At 65.1% G+C, this 16,664-nt stretch carries 18 protein-coding genes; 10 read left to right on the top strand and 8 right to left on the bottom strand.

The window, feature by feature from the left end; all coding sequences use genetic code 11:
- The first annotated feature begins 31 nt into the window (after positions 1-31).
- The 4 genes from MH112_RS09240 to MH112_RS09225 all read left to right on the top strand — a co-directional run bounded on the left by MH112_RS09240 (position 32) and on the right by MH112_RS09225 (position 4,564).
- Positions 32-1,357, top strand: coding sequence for a peptidylprolyl isomerase (locus MH112_RS09240; protein WP_296566892.1), 1,326 nt, complete (start codon positions 32-34; stop codon positions 1,355-1,357).
- Positions 1,354-2,358, top strand: coding sequence for a 4-hydroxythreonine-4-phosphate dehydrogenase PdxA (pdxA, locus tag MH112_RS09235; protein ID WP_296566889.1), 1,005 nt, complete (start codon positions 1,354-1,356; stop codon positions 2,356-2,358). The genes MH112_RS09240 and pdxA overlap by 4 nt, the downstream gene beginning before the upstream one ends.
- Complete coding sequence (rsmA, locus tag MH112_RS09230; RefSeq protein ID WP_296566885.1) at positions 2,355-3,194, top strand: 16S rRNA (adenine(1518)-N(6)/adenine(1519)-N(6))-dimethyltransferase RsmA; 840 nt, start codon at positions 2,355-2,357, stop codon at positions 3,192-3,194. Before pdxA ends, rsmA begins: the two co-directional genes overlap by 4 nt.
- Positions 3,195-3,298: 104 nt before the next feature.
- Complete coding sequence (locus MH112_RS09225) at positions 3,299-4,564, top strand: mechanosensitive ion channel family protein (RefSeq protein WP_296566880.1); 1,266 nt, start codon at positions 3,299-3,301, stop codon at positions 4,562-4,564.
- A 2-nt stretch (positions 4,565-4,566) separates the two neighbouring features.
- On the opposite strand, the gene gmk is transcribed toward MH112_RS09225, so the two are convergent.
- The 7 genes from gmk to fabD form a co-directional block, all read right to left on the bottom strand.
- Positions 4,567-5,208: a guanylate kinase gene (gene gmk, locus MH112_RS09220; RefSeq protein WP_296566878.1), complete on the bottom strand. Its 642-nt coding sequence runs from the start codon at positions 5,206-5,208 to the stop codon at positions 4,567-4,569.
- Between the two features lie 39 nt (positions 5,209-5,247).
- A complete protein-coding gene (locus MH112_RS09215; protein ID WP_296566876.1) occupies positions 5,248-6,132 on the bottom strand; it encodes a YicC/YloC family endoribonuclease in 885 nt (294 codons plus the stop codon).
- A gap of 64 nt (positions 6,133-6,196) precedes the next feature.
- On the bottom strand, positions 6,197-7,222 hold the full coding sequence (gene mltG, locus MH112_RS09210; protein WP_296566874.1) for an endolytic transglycosylase MltG: 1,026 nt from the start codon (positions 7,220-7,222) through the stop codon (positions 6,197-6,199).
- Positions 7,223-7,291: 69 nt separating this feature from the next.
- Positions 7,292-8,587, bottom strand: a complete 1,296-nt coding sequence (gene fabF / locus MH112_RS09205) for a beta-ketoacyl-ACP synthase II (RefSeq protein ID WP_296566870.1) — start codon at positions 8,585-8,587, stop codon at positions 7,292-7,294.
- 114 nt (positions 8,588-8,701) lie between these two features.
- Positions 8,702-8,941 carry an acyl carrier protein gene (locus MH112_RS09200; RefSeq protein WP_293318447.1) on the bottom strand — a complete coding sequence of 80 codons (240 nt, stop codon included), beginning with the start codon at positions 8,939-8,941 and terminating at the stop codon, positions 8,702-8,704.
- A gap of 174 nt (positions 8,942-9,115) precedes the next feature.
- Positions 9,116-9,856 (bottom strand): 3-oxoacyl-[acyl-carrier-protein] reductase, encoded by a 741-nt coding sequence (gene fabG / locus MH112_RS09195; protein ID WP_296566866.1) that lies wholly within the window; start codon positions 9,854-9,856, stop codon positions 9,116-9,118.
- Positions 9,857-9,883: 27 nt separating this feature from the next.
- Positions 9,884-10,828: an ACP S-malonyltransferase gene (fabD, locus tag MH112_RS09190; protein WP_296566863.1), complete on the bottom strand. Its 945-nt coding sequence runs from the start codon at positions 10,826-10,828 to the stop codon at positions 9,884-9,886.
- 201 nt (positions 10,829-11,029) lie between these two features.
- Between fabD and MH112_RS09185 the strand changes: the two genes are divergently transcribed.
- Positions 11,030-11,674, top strand: a complete 645-nt coding sequence (locus tag MH112_RS09185) for a DsbA family protein (protein WP_296566860.1) — start codon at positions 11,030-11,032, stop codon at positions 11,672-11,674.
- 25 nt (positions 11,675-11,699) lie between these two features.
- Here the strand turns inward: MH112_RS09185 and MH112_RS09180 are convergent, their stop codons facing one another.
- Positions 11,700-12,101, bottom strand: coding sequence for a hypothetical protein (locus MH112_RS09180; protein ID WP_296566858.1), 402 nt, complete (start codon positions 12,099-12,101; stop codon positions 11,700-11,702).
- 358 nt (positions 12,102-12,459) lie between these two features.
- Between MH112_RS09180 and rpsF the strand changes: the two genes are divergently transcribed.
- The 5 genes from rpsF to alr all read left to right on the top strand — a co-directional run bounded on the left by rpsF (position 12,460) and on the right by alr (position 16,610).
- Positions 12,460-12,870: a 30S ribosomal protein S6 gene (gene rpsF, locus MH112_RS09175; RefSeq protein ID WP_296566856.1), complete on the top strand. Its 411-nt coding sequence runs from the start codon at positions 12,460-12,462 to the stop codon at positions 12,868-12,870.
- A 17-nt stretch (positions 12,871-12,887) separates the two neighbouring features.
- On the top strand, positions 12,888-13,157 hold the full coding sequence (gene rpsR / locus MH112_RS09170) for a 30S ribosomal protein S18 (protein ID WP_296566853.1): 270 nt from the start codon (positions 12,888-12,890) through the stop codon (positions 13,155-13,157).
- 13 nt (positions 13,158-13,170) lie between these two features.
- Positions 13,171-13,755: a 50S ribosomal protein L9 gene (gene rplI / locus MH112_RS09165; RefSeq protein WP_296566851.1), complete on the top strand. Its 585-nt coding sequence runs from the start codon at positions 13,171-13,173 to the stop codon at positions 13,753-13,755.
- Positions 13,756-13,990: 235 nt separating this feature from the next.
- A complete protein-coding gene (locus MH112_RS09160; RefSeq protein ID WP_296566847.1) occupies positions 13,991-15,481 on the top strand; it encodes a replicative DNA helicase in 1,491 nt (496 codons plus the stop codon).
- A 46-nt stretch (positions 15,482-15,527) separates the two neighbouring features.
- Entirely contained in the window at positions 15,528-16,610 is a 1,083-nt protein-coding gene (gene alr / locus MH112_RS09155) for an alanine racemase (RefSeq protein ID WP_296566846.1), read from the top strand.
- Positions 16,611-16,664: the final 54 nt, after the last annotated feature.

Below are 16,664 nucleotides of genomic sequence, written 5' to 3'. Positions count from 1 at the left end.
TTCCGGCCGCCACGAAGGAATGACCCAAGCAATGTTGTCTGCGCGTTCAGTCCGCGGCCGAGCGGCCTGCGGCGTGGCCCTCGTGGCGCTTCTGGCCTCCGCTGCCCTGTCCACCTCGGCCAAGGCCCAGGATGTGGCCCCGGATCGCCCTGCGCCGGCGGCTGGCCTCTCCGAATATGCCGCCGCCGTGGTCAATGACGAGATTATCTCGACCTATGACCTGGCGCAGCGGATGCGTCTGCTGATTGCTACAACGGGTGTTCAACCCACCGAGCAGAACCTGCCGCAGATCCAGCAGGAAGCCCTCATCGCGCTAGTGGACGAGGCCTTGCAGATGCAGGAGCTTCGTCGGGTGGAGGTGGAGCAGAAGTTCAGCATCATCGCCAGCGACGGGGATGTGGACGAGGAACTTGCCGAGCTCGCCCAAGGCAACAACATGACCCCTGAGCAGTTCAGCAGCATGCTGCGCTCCCAGGGCGTTCTTGGCTCTCTGCGAGAGCAAGTCCGGGCCCAGACCAGTTGGCAGCGCTGGGTTCAGGGGCGCTTCGGCTCGCGCCTTCGTATCGGCGATGACCAGGTCCGCGCCGTGCTGGAACAGCAGCAGGCCCAGGCTTCCCGCACGCAATATCAGATGAGCGAGGTCTTCATCGACAGCGTTCGGGTCGGCGGCATGGATGTGGCCTTGCGGGGTGCCGAACAGCTGGTCAGCCAGATGCAGCAGGGTGCACCGTTCCAGGCCGTGGCCCGGCAGTTCTCTGCCGCACCCACAGCCGCCGCCGGTGGAGACGCCGGCTGGGTCAGCACTGGGGAAGTGCCGACTGAGGTCGAGCAGGCCCTGGAGCAGATGCGACCGGGTCAGCTGTCACGTCCCATCCCCGTGTCTGATGGGGTTTACATCGTCTATCTCCGCGACAAGCGCTCCGGTGCGGGCGCTACGGTGGTCAATCTGAAACAGGCGGCTGTCGGCGTCGCCGCAGACGCTTCGGCGACCCAGGTTGAGGCGGCACGGAGCCGCTTGATGGCCCTGCGCAGCCGCATCACAGGCTGCGAAGACCTTGAGGCTGTGGCCGGGCAGGAAGCCGGCATCGTCGCAGGCGACCTGGGCGAGGCCGAGATCGGGGATCTGGCCCCAGCGTTCCGGGCGGCGGCCGAGACCCTTGAGGTTGGCCAGTTGTCAGAGCCCATCCGGACCGAAGCCGGCATGCACATCGTCGCGGTTTGCGGCAAGCGATCCTCCGGTGCCGCCGACCTCTCGCCCCAGCTGGTGGAGCGTCGGTTGTTCTTTGACCAGCTTGGCCTCATTGCCCGGCGTTACATGCGCGATCTTCGGAACGCCGCCACTATCGAGACCCGGTGAAAAACCGTCCCCTGGCGATCAGTCTCGGTGATCCCGCCGGGATCGGGCCAGAGATTGTCTTCAAGGCCTGGAGTGCCCTCCGCCACACGGGGCCAACCTTTGTGGTGGTCGGCGACCTGAATCAGGTGGCCTCTGCGACCGGCGGCACCAGCGGTGTCGTCAGGCCGATCAGCTCGGTGGAAGACGCCAGCCAGGTCTTTGCCGACGCCCTGCCGGTAATCGATATTCCACTGCTCGAGCCGGTGGTGGCCGGAGCGCCCTCTCCGCGGGCCGCCAAGGCCGTGATCTCATGGATTGAGACCGCCGTGGGCCTGGCCCTTTCCGGTGCCGTGGGTGGGGTGGTCACCGCACCTATCGCCAAGCAGACCCTGTATGGAGCCGGGTTTCCTTTTCCCGGCCACACGGAGTTTCTGGGCGAACTGACGCTGGATCACCGCTTTGACGGTGCCCGGGGTCCGGTCATGATGCTGGCGGCCCCAGGCTTGCGGGTCTCCCTTGTGACCGTGCACACCCCCCTTGCTGAGGTCTCGGCGAGCCTTTCGGTGGAGAAAATCGTCAATGCCGGCCTGGTGACCGCCCAGGCCCTACGGCGTGACTTCGGCATCGAGGCGCCCAGGCTGGCGGTGGCCGGACTCAATCCCCATGCCGGCGAAGGCGGGACCATCGGCCGAGAAGAGCTTCAGATCGTCGGACCGGCAGTTCGCGCCCTGCGTGACCTGGGGGTCAATGCCAGCGGACCAAGCCCTGCTGACAGTCTGTTCCATGAGGCCGCGCGGGCGACCTACGACGCGGTACTTTGCCTTTATCACGATCAGGCCCTGATCCCTGTGAAGATGCTGGACTTCTGGGGCGGGGTGAACATCACCCTGGGCCTACCCATTGTTCGAACCTCCCCAGATCACGGCACAGCTTTCGACATCGCCGGGCGGGGGCTTGCGAGACCTGACAGCATGATTGCGGCGATCCGCATGGCCATGGCGATCTCAGAGCGCCGGCCATGAGCGCCCTGAGCGATCTGCCGCCCTTGCGCGAAAGCCTCGAAGCCCATGGGCTGATGGCCGATAAGGGCCTTGGGCAGCACTTCCTGCTGGACCTCAATATCACCCGCAAGATCGCCCGGCTTGCGGGGCCCTTGGAGGGGCGACAAGTCCTTGAGATCGGCCCAGGCCCTGGAGGCCTGACCCGCGCCCTCCTGGAGGCAGGGGCGCATGTCACGGTCATTGAGAAAGATCAGAGATTTCTACCTCTTCTGAAGGACTTATCTGCGATTTCTGAGGATCGCTTGAAGATTGAGATGGCCGACGCCTTGAAGGTCAATGAGACCGACCTGACCGGGGGAGCGCCGGTCACCATCGTCTCGAATCTGCCCTACAACATCGGCACAGCCCTGCTGATCAAGTGGCTGACGGGGTCCTATAGACCGGCCTCCATGACCCTGATGTTCCAGAAGGAGGTGGCACAGCGCATTGTCGCTCGCCCCGGGGATGATGCCTATGGTCGCCTCGCCCTGATCGCCCAGGCCACAGCGCAGGCCAAGATCGTGATGGAGGCCCCCGCCAGGGCCTTCACCCCGCCGCCCAAGGTCGACTCCGCCGTCGTGCGGCTCGATCCCCTGCCCGATCGGCCCCCCGAACCCCTGATTTCAGCCTTGGAACGGGTGAGCCAAGCCGCCTTTGGGCAGCGGCGGAAAATGCTGAGATCCAGCCTGAAGGTGGTGGGCGGGGCCGACCTCTGCGAGTCCGCCGGGATTGACCCATCTCGCAGGGCAGAGACCCTGGCGCTGGAGGAATTCATGGCTTTGGCCAGTGCACTTTTGAAGGCTGAAACTACCGCTTAACCGCTGACTGGCCCCTTCGCCGGGAGCGAGCATCAGAGGCGAATCTGCCCCTCGTTTTGGCCAGCCTGATTCCCATCGGCGGCAAAAGGCTCTAGGACCAACCGATGTTGGACCTGGATCAGGCCCTCGCGGGCCTCAGCGACTACCCCCATCTTCAAACCCTTATCGGTCTCGCCCTGCTGGGGGCCCTGGCGACCATCGTCAACTGGCTGACCCAACACGTGCTGTTGCGGATCATGCGGCGGGCGTTGGGCCTCACCCTGAAGGATGACACCGAGACCTTTTTCCGGGAGGTGATCGCCCGACTGGCCAATGTGGCGCCTGCCGTGGTGGTTTATCAGGCGGTGCTGCTGGTGCCCCACCTCCCCCTGGCGGCCGAGAGCGTTGTTCGCAATGTGGCCGCAGCCTTCATGATCCTGACGGTGATCCTGGCGATCACCGGCGGGCTGAATCTGGTCAATGCGCTCTATGCCAGGCGCCCTGGGGCGCGGCAGCGGCCCATCAAGGGCTATGTTCAGGTCGGCAAGATCATCCTTTATGTCGCCGCAGCCATCCTGGTGGTGGCCACGCTACTGGACCGCTCACCCCTGCTGCTGATCTCCGGCCTCGGCGCCATGGCTGCAGTTCTGCTGCTGGTGTTCCGGGACACGATCCTGTCCCTGGTGGCTTCGGTTCAGCTGACCAGCAACGACATGATCAGGGTCGGTGACTGGATCGAGATGCCACAGCTCAACGCCAATGGCGACGTGATCGATATCGCCTTGCATACGGTGAAGATTCAGAACTTCGACAAGACGATCACCACCATTCCCACCTGGCGGCTGATCAACGAGTCGTTCGTCAACTGGCGTGGCATGCAGGAGTCCGGTGGGCGCCGGATCATGCGTGCTGTCCTGCTGGATCAGACCACCATCCGGTTCCTTACCCCCGAGGAGCGGGAGAACCTCAGCCGATTTGCCCTGCTCGACCTTTATCTGGCGAGCAAGACCAGGGATCTCGAAGCCTGGAACGAGTCCCTGGTGAAGTCTGGCCGCGACCCGGTGAACACGCGGCGGCTGACGAATGTCGGTACCTTTCGGGCCTATGTGCTGGCCTATCTCAAGGTCCACCCCGGCATCGCCAAGGAGAAGACCCTGCTGGTGCGCCAGCTCGATCCCACCCCACAGGGGCTGCCGCTAGAGATCTATGCCTTTGCCAACACCATCCAGTGGGAGGCCTATGAGGCCATCCAAAGCGACATCTTTGACCACATTCTGTCGATCCTTCCGGAGTTTGACCTGCGGTTGTTCCAGGCACCCACCGGGCGAGACATGCGGGGCCTCACAGGAGGCTTGCAGACGACATCCAGCGAAGACCGACAGACGCCGTAGCCCTAGAGCCGTTCGTCGAGCAGCCCTTGGACAAAATCGGCAAGGCCTGGGTTGCGGACCCGCTTAAGACGCTCCGCGTGATAGATATGAGCCAGGTCGGCATAGGCGCGGTCGTAGTCATCATTGACGATCACATAGTCGTAGTCGATCGCCCGCTCGATCTCCCCATAGGCCCGGCCCAGACGGCGCTGAATCACATCTTCCCGGTCTTGGGCCCGGGCATGCAGACGCCGGGACAACTCGGCCATGGTGGGGGGCAGGATAAACACCCGCACCACATCTCCGGGTGCCCGCTTGGAGATCTGAGCCGCCCCCTGCCAGTCAATATCGAACAGCACATCGTGTCCGGTCCCCAGGGCGTCCATCACTGGCCGCTGCGGGCTGCCATAGCGATGTTCATGCACATTGGCCCATTCAAGGAAGGCGTCGTCCGCCACCATCTGGTCAAAGGCGGGCCGGTCCACAAAGTGATACTCACGACCGTTCACCTCGCCTGGACGGGGGTCGCGGGTGGTGGCCGAAATCGAGAGCTCCAGATCAGCATGATCAGCCACCAGCCGGCGCGACAGCGAGGTCTTGCCCGCGCCTGAGGGACTCGAGATCAGCAGCATGAGGCCGCGGCGGGGAATGGAACTCTGGATCATCAGACTCAGATCTGCTCGGGGCGGACGCTTGCCGGGTGTCTATTCCACATTCTGCACCTGCTCACGCAGCTGCTCGATGACAGCCTTGAGCTCGAGCCCCACAGCCGTCAGGGCCGAGAGTGCCGATTTCGAGCAGAGGGTGTTGGCTTCGCGCATGAATTCCTGGGTCAGAAAGTCCAGCCGCCGGCCCACCGGACCGTCGCCGCTCAGCATGGCGCGGGCAGAGTCCACATGGCCCGCCAGGCGGTCCAGTTCCTCGCGGACGTCGACCTTGACGGCCATGGCGGCGGCCTCCTGAACAATACGCTCGTCCAGGCCGGCGGGATCGCCGATGAGTTCGCGCATCCGCCGCTCAAAGCGCGCCTTGAGCACCTCCGGCTGGCCCGTGGCCAAGTCCTCTGCCTGACGCGTGAGGTCGGCTATCTTGTCTGTGAGTCCCATGAGGACGCCTGACAGCGCCACGCCCTCGCCGTCACGGGCGGTCTTCAAGGCCTCCAGAGCGCCCGAAATCGACACCGCCATCGCCGCCTCGACTTGGGCCAGGGCCTCGGGATCGGCGTCGGTCTCGGCCACTTCGATCACCCCCCGCAGGGCGAGCAGACCATCGAGGCTCGGCGGGCTGGCACGCCCATCAGCCACCAGAGCCGCGGTAACGGCCAGATAGCGCTCGACCTGGTCGAGATTGATACGGACCTGGGCCTGGCTCTCGGTGCGCTTGGCCTGCAGGCCCACGGTGATCTGGCCCCGCTGAAACCGCGCCTGGGCCCCATCCCGGGCGATACGTTCCAGGCTCTCGAACCCGGGCGGGCCACGAAACCGAACGTCGAGATTGCGGCCGTTGACCGACCGGGCCTCTGCTGCCCAGGTCCAGTCTCCGGCTACGCCTTCCACGCGGCCAAAACCGGTCATGCCTGAAAAGGCCATGTTCAGCCTTCCCTGGGGGAGCGCGACTGCAGTGGGCCGATGATCTTCGTCACAGGTCTGGGCCTCATGGTGCCGCTGTCACCGGAGCATCCAGGGGCGCTGCAGGGGCAGAGGTGGCCGGCGCGGCCCGAGCCCGTTCGATCCTGCGCCACCGTTCCACATAGCGACGGTGTTCGTCATAGGTGGCCGAGAAGGCGTGCCCCCCGCTGCCGTCCGCGACGAAGAACAGATAGTCGGTCTGCGGCGGGTCCAGCACAGCGGCCAAGGCGGCGCGGCCAGGATTGCAGATCGGCGTCGGCGGCAGGCCATCGATCTGATAGGTGTTGTAGGGGGTCTGGCGGTCCAGCTCCGACTGACGGATCCCTCGCCCCAAGGGCCGACCCTTGGTCAGCCCGTAGATGATGGTCGGGTCACTCTCCAGGCGCATACCCCGGCGCAGGCGGTTGACGAAGACTGATGCCACCTGCGGGCGCTCAGATCCCAATGCCGTCTCTTTTTCCACCACCGAGGCCAGGATCACGGCCTCTTGCGGGCTGTTGATGGGCAGCCCCGGCTGACGCCTGGACCACAGCAGAGCCAGCACTTCATCGTGGGCGTCCATCATCCGCTTCAGGACGGCGGCCCGGTCCTCACCCCGCTCGATCTGATAGGTTTCCGGCAGCAAGGCCCCCTCGGGCGGCGAGGGGGCCACACCGGTGAGCAGGGGATTTTCCGCCAGGATCTCCACCACCATCTCCGAGGTAATCCCCTCAGGTATCGTCACGAAGTGGCGCACCACCCGTCCCGCGCGGATGTCATCCAAAACCCCGGCCATAGGCCGCCGGGCGGGAAACTCATACTCCCCGGCCTTGAGGCTGCGGGCAGCGCCTGTCGCCTGGGCGGCGGCCAGGAAGATCGGTGCCGACGAGATCACGCCGGCCCCCTCAAGCGTCGAGGCGATCTCTGGCAACCCTGCGCCGCGACGCAGGATCACAGTGGTGGTGTCTGTCTCTGCGGCTGGACCAGGCCCCTGGAACATCCATAGGGCCCAGACCCCAGCCAGGGTCAGAACCAAGGCGAAGGTCACTGCGGCGCTGACCAGAGTCACCATCAATCGGCGAAGAGGGGAAACGCCGGCGTCCGATCTGGTCGGGCGGGCGCGGGGCGTTCTGGGCATGGATCAGACTTGTTTGAAAACCACGGAGGCGTTGGTGCCCCCGAAGCCGAAGCTGTTGGAAAGCGCGACCTTGATCTCCCGAGGCTGGGCCTTATTGGCCGCCAGGTCGATCGGGGTCTGCACCGAAGGATCATCCAAATTGATCGTGGGCGGCGCGATCTGATCGCGGATCGCCAGGCAGGTGAACGCCGCCTCGATCGCCCCGGCCGCCCCCAGCAGATGCCCCGTCGCCGACTTGGTCGACGACATGGTCACGCGGGACGCCGAATTGCCCAGCAGGCGCTCGACAGCCCCCAGTTCGATCTCGTCGCCCAGGGGCGTCGAGGTGCCGTGCGCATTGATGTAGTCGATGTCTGCAGGCGTAATGCCCGCATCCTTGATCGCCGCCTGCATGGCCCGGAACCCGCCATCACCGTCCTCAGACGGCGCGGTGATGTGGTAGGCGTCGCCCGCCAGGCCGTAGCCAGCCACCTCGGCATAGATCTTGGCGCCGCGCGCCTTGGCGTGCTCGTACTCCTCAAGCACCAGAACCCCAGCGCCCTCGCCCATGACGAAGCCGTCCCGGCCCTTGTCATAGGGCCGGCTCGCCTTGGTCGGATCGTCGTTGAAGCCGGTGGACATGGCGCGGCAAGCGATGAAACCTGCAATACCGACGGGACAGATGGCGGCTTCAGCACCGCCGGCGACCATGACATCGGCGTCGCCATACTTGATCATGCGGGCCGCATCGCCGACCGCATGGGCCCCGGTGGCGCAGGCGGTGACCACCGAGTGGTTCGGGCCCTTGAAGCCATGTCGGATGGAAACCTGACCCGAAGCCAGGTTGATCAGCGCCGAAGGAATGAAGAACGGAGAGACCCGGCGCGGGCCCTTTTCGTGCAGTTCGATGCTGGTCTTTTCAATCGTCGCCAGACCACCAATGCCCGAGCCGATAATGACACCGGTCCGCTCGCGGCCCTCGTCGTCCTGCGGTGCCCATCCGGAGTCCTTCACGGCCTCGTCGGCGGCGGCGATGGCGTAGAGGATGAAGTCGTCGATCCGGCGCTGGTCCTTCTGGGACATCACGCTGTCGGGATCAAAGGCACCCTCGACATCGGCACCGCCACCGCCGCGGCCATCCACCCGAGGCACTTCGCAGGCCACATTGCAGGCATAGGCCGAGGCGTCGAAAGTGGTGATGTTCCCAGCCCCGGACTTGCCGGCCAGGATCGCTTTCCAGGTGACCTCGACACCCGCGCCGAGCGGGGTGACCAGACCAAGGCCAGTGACGACGACGCGGCGGGTGTTGGCGGTGGACATGGCGTTTCTACTCCCAGGGCCGGCCCCAAAACAAAACCGCCGCGCCTCTCCGGCGCTGGGGCCTAAGGGACGCGGCGGTCATGTGTCAGGACGTCAGGCAAAGACGCCCAGGCGTCAGGCGCCCAGACGTTCCTGGATGAACTTCACGGCGTCGCCAACCGTCTGGATATGCTCAGCGGCGTCGTCGGGGATTTCGATATCGAATTCTTCTTCGAAGGCCATGACCAGTTCGACGTTGTCGAGGCTGTCAGCGCCCAGATCGTCAATGAAGCTGGCCTTCTCGGTGACCTTCTCGGGATCGGCGTCGAGGTGCTCGATGACGATCTTGCGCACGCGTTCCAGAATGTCGGACATTCGCTTTTAGTCCCTCTAAATTCAACTGATGCATCCGCGACGGAAGACGCCTTGTCAACCTTCGGCGGTGTTGGGTTTGAGACCTCCGAAGCGGTCCCAGGCAGTCCAGGCCAGTTTAATCGGCGAGCGCCGTAGCATGTTCCTTCCGGCGAGGCCAGCCGCCAGCAGGCTTGGTCAGATCATCGCCATCCCGCCGTTGACGTGAAGGGTTTGGCCCGTGACATAGGCGGCTTCGGGGCTGGCCAGATAGACGCAAGCGGCGGCAATCTCATCCCCAGTCCCCAGACGACCCGTGGGAATGGTGGAGAGAATCTGGGTCTTTTGCGCCTCGTTGAGCGCGTCGGTCATCGGGCTCTCGATGAAGCCAGGCGCGATGCAGTTGACGGTGATTCCCCGGCTGCCGACCTCCTGGGCCAAGGCTTTGGAGAACCCAATCATGCCCGCCTTAGACGCCGCATAGTTGGTTTGGCCGGGATTACCCATCACCCCGACCACAGAGGTGATGCCGATGATTCGGCCATAGCGGCGCTTCATCATCCCCTTCATGGCCGCCCGGCTCAGGCGGAAATAGGATTCCAGATTGACGCGGATGACCGCGTCCCAGTCCTCATCCTTCATCCGCATCAACAGCCCATCGCGGGTAATGCCTGCATTGGCCACCAGGATATCCAGGGGAGCCCCTGCAGCTGCCTCCGCGGCTGCGACCAGTCCGTCCACCGAGTCGGGATCAGACAGGTTGGCCGCCGCCACGCTGACGCGGGCCTGCAACCCGCCAGCCATCTCGTCGAGCACCGCCTGCCGTGTGCCCGAGAGCACGACGTGGGCCCCCTGGGCATGGAGCGCCCGGGCCAGGGCAGCGCCGATACCGCCGGTGGCGCCGGTGACCAGGGCGGTCTTTCCCGATAGATCAAACATCTCAGCGTCTCCCGAGGCAGCTGGAACTTAGAGGGACTTGGCGAAGGCTTCGAGGTCAGCCGGCGAATTCAGCGGGGTCGCTTCGGCATCCGGGGCAATCCGCTTGGCCATCCCTGACAGAACCTTGCCCGCGCCAGCCTCGGCGAACCGGGTCACGCCGCCGGTTTCCACCAGCCAGGTAACGCTCTCGCGCCAGCGAACCCGCCCGGTCACCTGTTCGATCAACAGGCGTCGAATCTCCTCGGGGTCATGCACCGGCCTCGCCGTGACATTGGCCACCAGGGGCGCGCGGGGCGAAATGATGGTCGCGCTGGCCAAAGCCACGGCCATCTCGTCAGCCGCGGGCTGCATCAGTGGACAGTGGAAAGGGGCGGACACATTCAAGGGAATGGCACGAGCGCCCAGTTCCTTGGCCTTCTCAATGGCGCGGTCCACCGCGGCCTTGGCCCCAGAGATCACCACATTGCCCTGGTTGTTATCGTTGGCCACGACGCATATCCCAACCGCAGCGCCCGCAGCCGCAGCGGCCTCGGCCAGGGCGACATCGGTCTTGGGCCCGATCAGGGAGGCCATGGCCCCCTCCCCCACTGGCACGGCCCGCTGCATGGCCTGGCCGCGCAGCTTCAAAAGCCTGGCCGTGTCGGCCAGACTGATCGCCCCGGCAGCGGCCAGGGCAGAGTACTCCCCGAGACTGTGGCCTGCGACGAAGGCGGCGCGGTCAACCCCAACGCCAAACTCCTTCTCCAGCACCCGGCTGACGGCGAGGCTGACGGCCATCAACGCTGGCTGAGCGTTTTCAGTGAGCGTCAGGTCCGCTTCCGGACCGTCTCGCATCAGGGCGAACAGCTTTTGTCCCAGGGCGTCATCCACCTCCTGGAAAACCTCCCGGGCGGCCGAGAAGGTTTCGGCCAGGTCGACGCCCATACCGACGGCCTGGCTGCCCTGGCCGGGAAAGAGAAAGGCGAGGCTCATGGCATGGGCTCCCTGGCTGGCGGCGTCCGGAGCCCGGCGCACGCATTCGATTCCGAAGCCGCGAGGGTTAGGGGATTAGGCAGAACCCGGCAAGCTTAGGCGCCATTCCAGCCGCCGCCGGGGTGACGGACCTCAGGGGATGGTTCAGACTTTAGATGCCGAAGGGACTCACGTGGGGTCCCCATTTCGCCGGAGCCCGCCGTGAGCGACCGACACCTGATCTACTTCGCCGATCCCATGTGCTCGTGGTGCTACGGGTTCTGGCCGGTGATCAGCACGGTGCGTGCCGCCTTTGGCGACACCCTGCCGGTACGGCTGGTGATGGGCGGTCTGCGGCCTGGGACCACCGAGGCCATGACCGAGGAGGCCAAGCTCAAGCTACGCGGCCACTGGGGGGATGTGGCCGCAGCCTCAGGGCAGCCTTTCAGCGACGCGGCGATGGCCGGCGAAGGCTTTATATACGACACCGATCCGGCAGCCCGCGCCGTGGTCGTAATCCGCCGGGAACGGCCAGACCTCGCCCTCGACTATCTGGGGGCCATTCAACACGCGTTTTACGGCCAGGGACGAGATATCACAAAGGAGGACGTGCTCAGCGACATCCTGGGCAAGGTGGTGCCCGGCGCGGATCTGGACGCGTTCCGCGTCAACTGGCGCAGCGAGGACGCTGAGAACGAGACCTGGGCAGACTACGCCGTGTCACAGAAATCAGGGGTCACCGGCTTTCCCACCCTGGTCGGCGGCCCAGATGAGGCCGGCCACTACGGGATTGTGACCCGAGGCTATGCGCCACCCGAGCAGGTGCTCCCCGTCCTGGTCGACTGGATTGGTCGACCGGTTCATTGAGGCGCACAATCCGCCTTGACTGTGGTCAGCGCGGGCTGACGGCTGGCCCGCATTGCAGATAGCCGCGCTCGATCATTCGGCGCATGGCCTCATAGACCTCCGCCAACTCTTCGAAGGTGGCGCGCAGTTGAGCCAAGCGAGATGTCTGTTCAGGGGTCATCAGGTGCGATCCCCCGGCGAGGGCAAGGCCCTCCCCTACCCAAGCGGCTCGGGCATGTGCGGCCGCCAGGGCCAGGCGCTGAAACTTGGCCACATCGACCGGACCGATCATTTGCGCCACGACCTCGCGGTTTGACGCAAAGGCCGTGTAGTCAATCTGCTCCAGCAGCCCGCGCAGGCGACGATGGGCGGCCGGATCACTCTCGTCCTGGGGCTCGAAATGGTCCGATACCACCCGGCGGTAGGACGAACTTCTTCCGGAAGACATTTCTTCCTCCTTTGCGGAGCAATGGGACTCCGAGACGCCACCCTACTCACATTGGATTAACAGAGCTTTTCCGCCCCCAGCGCCCTGGATCAGCGCCCAACCGAGGTCTTGAGCCAAGCCTCCAGACCCGGTCTCAGGAGGCGCAGCTGTTCTGACCGACCAAACCCCGCCGCCCGGCGGCGCGAGCTGAGCTTGCCCTGACTGGGATTTTGGCGTACTAGCCCGCCTCTTCACGGAAGGCGGTCTCTTGCCGGAACGCGAACAGGTCGGGGCTCGCTCGACCGCCGCGCCAGAGATCCATCGTGGCCGACGGACTTCCGCCGTCGATCACGCCGCCCTCCACAACGGAAGAGGAAAAATGGCGCTCTACGAACACGTGGTCATTTCGCGGCAGGACATCTCGCCGCAACAGGCCGAAGCCCTCAATGACCAGCTCAAGTCGATGATCGAGGAAAGCGGCGGTGCCGTGGCCAAGATCGAGTACTGGGGCCTCCGCAACCTCACCTATCGCATCAAGAAGAACCGCAAGGGCCACTACTCCCTGCTGTCGATCGATGCCAAGCCCGAGGCCGTCAAGGAGATGGAGCGCCTGCTCTCTCTGAACGAAGACGTCCTGCGCTACATGACCGTCCGCGTTGATGAGCTCGACCTGGAGCTGTCGCCGGTGCTGGCCCGCCGTGACCGCGAGCGCGAACCGCGCCGCGAGGACGGTCCCCGTCGTGATGGCGAGTCCCGCCGTGACGGCGAACCGCGCCGCGACGACGTCTAAGGGGAGGATCTGGAACCATGACTGACACCAACGATACCGCCGGCGCACCCGCCGCCGCCTCGCCCCGCCGTCCGTTCTTCCGTCGCCGCAAGGTTTGCCCCTTCTCGGGTGCCGGTGCCCCGAAGATCGACTATAAGGACGTGAAGCTGCTGCAGCGCTACGTCTCAGAACGCGGCAAGATCGTGCCGTCGCGGATCACCGCCGTTTCGGCCAAGAAGCAGCGTGAACTGGCCCGTGCGATCAAGCGCGCCCGCTTCCTCGCCCTTCTTCCCTATGTCGTGAAGTGAGGGACCAGAAGCTATGAAGGTCATCCTGCTTGAACGTGTCGACGGCCGTGGTGCCCTCGGCGAAGTTGTAACCGTCAAGGACGGCTACGCCCGCAACTATCTCCTGCCGCGCCGCAAGGCCCTTCGCGCCACCACCGCGAACATGAAGGTCTTCGAGGCCCAGCGTGCGACGATCGAAGCCCGCAATGCCGAGGCTCGCGCCGAGGCCGCCAAGACCGGCGAAGGTCTGGACGGGACCAGCTACGTGCTGATCCGTCAGGCCGGCGAGAGCGGTCAGCTCTACGGTTCGGTTTCCGGACGTGATGTGGCTGACGCCGTTAACGCCGAAGGCGGAAATATCGACCGCCCGATGGTCGTGCTCGACAAGCCGATCAAGACCCTGGGCATGCATGCAGTAAAGGTTCGCCTGCACGCCGAAGTGGTCGTGACGGTTCACCTGAACATCGCCCGCAGCCAGGACGAAGCCGATCGTCAGGCCCGTGGCGAGAACATCATCACCTCGCAGTTCGAGGAAGACCGTGCCGCCGCCGAAGAAGCTGCTGCCGATCTCCTGGAAGGCGGCGCAGGTCAGATCGAAGGCGACTACGTCGAGTCCTGACCCCAGCGACCTTCCGGTCCAAGGTTTAGCTTCGGATTGGGATTGAGACGATGACGATCAACGGTCCGGAGCCCAGGCTTCGGGCCGTTTTTCATGAGCCTTGCTCATCGCCCCCTGGTGGCGCGTCATCAGTACTGGGTCGAGCGCCTCAAGCTGTCCACAGGGGCCCGGTTTTCCTGTGCACCAGGAAAGATCCCTGCGGGGCGCCGAGGCGGTGTTAAGCTATCAGCAACCTATGGCTCTCGTTCCCGCCCTTGATCTGCGCCTGCCGCAGGACGATCTGCCCCAACTGGCCCATGCCCCGGCCAATATCGAGGCTGAGCAAGCCCTGCTCGGGGCGCTGCTCTATGACAATGCCATCTTTGAGCGCCTGGGGGACAATCTGCAGGCGCGGCATTTCTTTGAGCCGTTCCATGGCCGCCTCTATGGTGCCATCGAGACCTCGATCCGCAAGGGTCAGCTGGCCGAGCCGATCTTGATCGCCGAACAGTTCGCCCGCGACCCCGCCTTCGAAGAACTGGGTGGCCTGCGCTACCTGGCCAATCTGGTGGACCGGGCCCCACCGTCCACCCACGCCCCTGACTATGCCCGCGCGGTCTATGACCTGGCCCTGCGCCGGGATCTGATCCGCATCGGACAGGACATCGCCGCGGGTGCCCAGACCGCAGACGGGGAAACCTCGGCCCGGGACCAGATCGAGTCGGCCGAGCAGCAGCTTTACGCCCTGGCTGAGACCGGATCGGTCAGTCAGGGCTTCATCCCCTTTGCCGACGCCCTGCATGGGGCTGTGGCCATGGCCGCTGAGGCCCATGCGCGGGATGGTGGTCTGGCAGGCCTCTCCACCGGCCTGATCGATCTCGACCAGAAAATCGGCGGCCTGCATCCTTCTGACCTTGTGATCCTCGCCGCCCGCCCGTCCATGGGGAAGACCTCGCTGGCCTGCAACATCGCCTTCGATGTGGCCCGCAACTATGCCTGGGAGCCTCGACCAGACGGCACCCGCAAGACCGTCAGCGGCGGCGTCGTGGCCTTCTTTTCCCTGGAAATGTCCGCCGAGCAGCTGGCCATGCGCCTGCTTGCCGAAGCTTCTGGCGTCTCCGGGGACCGCCTGCGCAAGGGCGAGATCGATGCCATGGAGTTTGGCCGGGTCCGCGATGCCGCCCTCGAGATCCAGGAAGCCCCGCTCTATATCGACGCGACCGGTGGCCTCAGCCTGGCCAAGCTCACCGCCCGGGCCCGACGCCTGAAGCGGACCACCGGCCTTGATCTCGTCATGGTCGACTATCTTCAGCTGGTGACGGTGGGGTCAGGCTCCAGCGACAACCGGGTGCAGGAGGTCAGCGCCATCACACAGGGGCTCAAGGCCCTGGCCAAGGAACTTTCGGTGCCGGTGATCGCCTTGTCGCAGCTCTCACGTCAGGTTGAGAACCGTGAGGATAAGCGCCCGCAGCTCTCGGACCTTCGCGAGTCTGGGTCCATCGAACAGGACGCCGACATGGTCATGTTCATCTACCGCGAGAGCTATTACCTCAGCCGTACCGAGCCCCGGGAAGGCACTGAGGAGCACTTCAAGTGGCAGGAACAGATGGACCAGGTGCGGGGTCTGGCGGAAATCGTCATCGGCAAGCAGCGTCACGGTCCCATCGGCACCGTGAAACTCTCCTTCCATGAGGACCTGACCAAGTTCGGAAATCTGGCCCGGGACGGTCGCTACGATCCCCACTGACGCCGGCGCACTTGCGCGACGGCGCACTGCGGTTCAAGGGGAGCAGATGGCCCCCTCCTCCCGCGCCAGGCTGAGTATCGACCTCGACGCCCTGGCTCACAACTATCGTGTGATCGCCCAAGAGGCCAACGGCGCGGAGGTTGCGCCGGTGGTCAAGGCCGACGGCTACGGCCTGGGGGCTGGACCTATTGCCCGGCGCCTCAGGGCGGAGGGCGCAAAAACCTTCTTCGTCGCCCGCCTGGAAGAGGGCGAGGCTCTGCGCAGGGATCTGGCCGAAGCTGCCGCCGATATCCTCGTCCTGGACGGGTTCACCGGTGGCTCGGGCCCCCGTCTGAGTGCCAGCCGCCTGACCCCTGTGCTCAACAGCACCGCGCAAGTGTCTGCAGCCAGGGCCTTTGCCGACACTCAGCCTGGCCCCGTGGCCTGCGCCCTGCAGGTCGACACGGGCATGAACCGCCAGGGGCTTGCGGGCATCGAGGTCCGCCATCTTGTGGCGACCGACCAGCTGGCAGGCCTGCAGATTGGCCTGGTCATGAGCCATCTGGGTTCTGGTGCCGACCCTGGCCACCCCCGCAACCCAGCGCAGCTCAGCGCCTTTGCAGAGGTTCGGGGCCTTTTTCCCGATGCCCGGGCCAGCCTTGCGGCTTCAGCGGGGGCCTTCCTGGGGCCAGACTACCGGTTTGACATGGTGCGCCCCGGAATCAGTCTGTTCGGCGGCGGCCCTCAGGAAACACCCGACCCCCGGCTGAAGGCGGTGGCCTGCCTTGAGGCCCCGATCCTCGACATTCGCTCTGTGGCAGCTGGCGAGTTGATCGGCTACGGCGTGACCATTCGGGCGGAGGCCACGACCCGGGTCGCGTTGCTGGGTGTGGGCTATGCCGATGGCGTGATCCGCGCCACCCGGAAAGGGGGTAGTGCCTGGGCAGCGGGAGCCCGCCGACGGCTGTACATCGTCGACATGGACCTCACGGTCATCGATCTGGGCACCGCCGAGGCTAGGCCAGGGGACATGGTAGAGCTGCTGGGCCCCCATGTCCTTCTGGATGACCAAGCCCGGGCGGCCGGCAGCATCGCCCACGAATGCCTGGTGCGCCTGTCATCCCGTGCTCAGCGGGTCTATCTGGGCTAGGCCACCAATAACCCGCCCGGGACAATCAAACCCCGCCCCGAGACGTTAGACTGT

The organism is Phenylobacterium sp., assembly GCF_022402485.1.
Lineage (GTDB): Bacteria > Pseudomonadota > Alphaproteobacteria > Caulobacterales > Caulobacteraceae > Phenylobacterium.
Note: the sequence above shows the minus strand (reverse complement) of the source record. Positions and strands in the feature narration are given on the sequence as shown.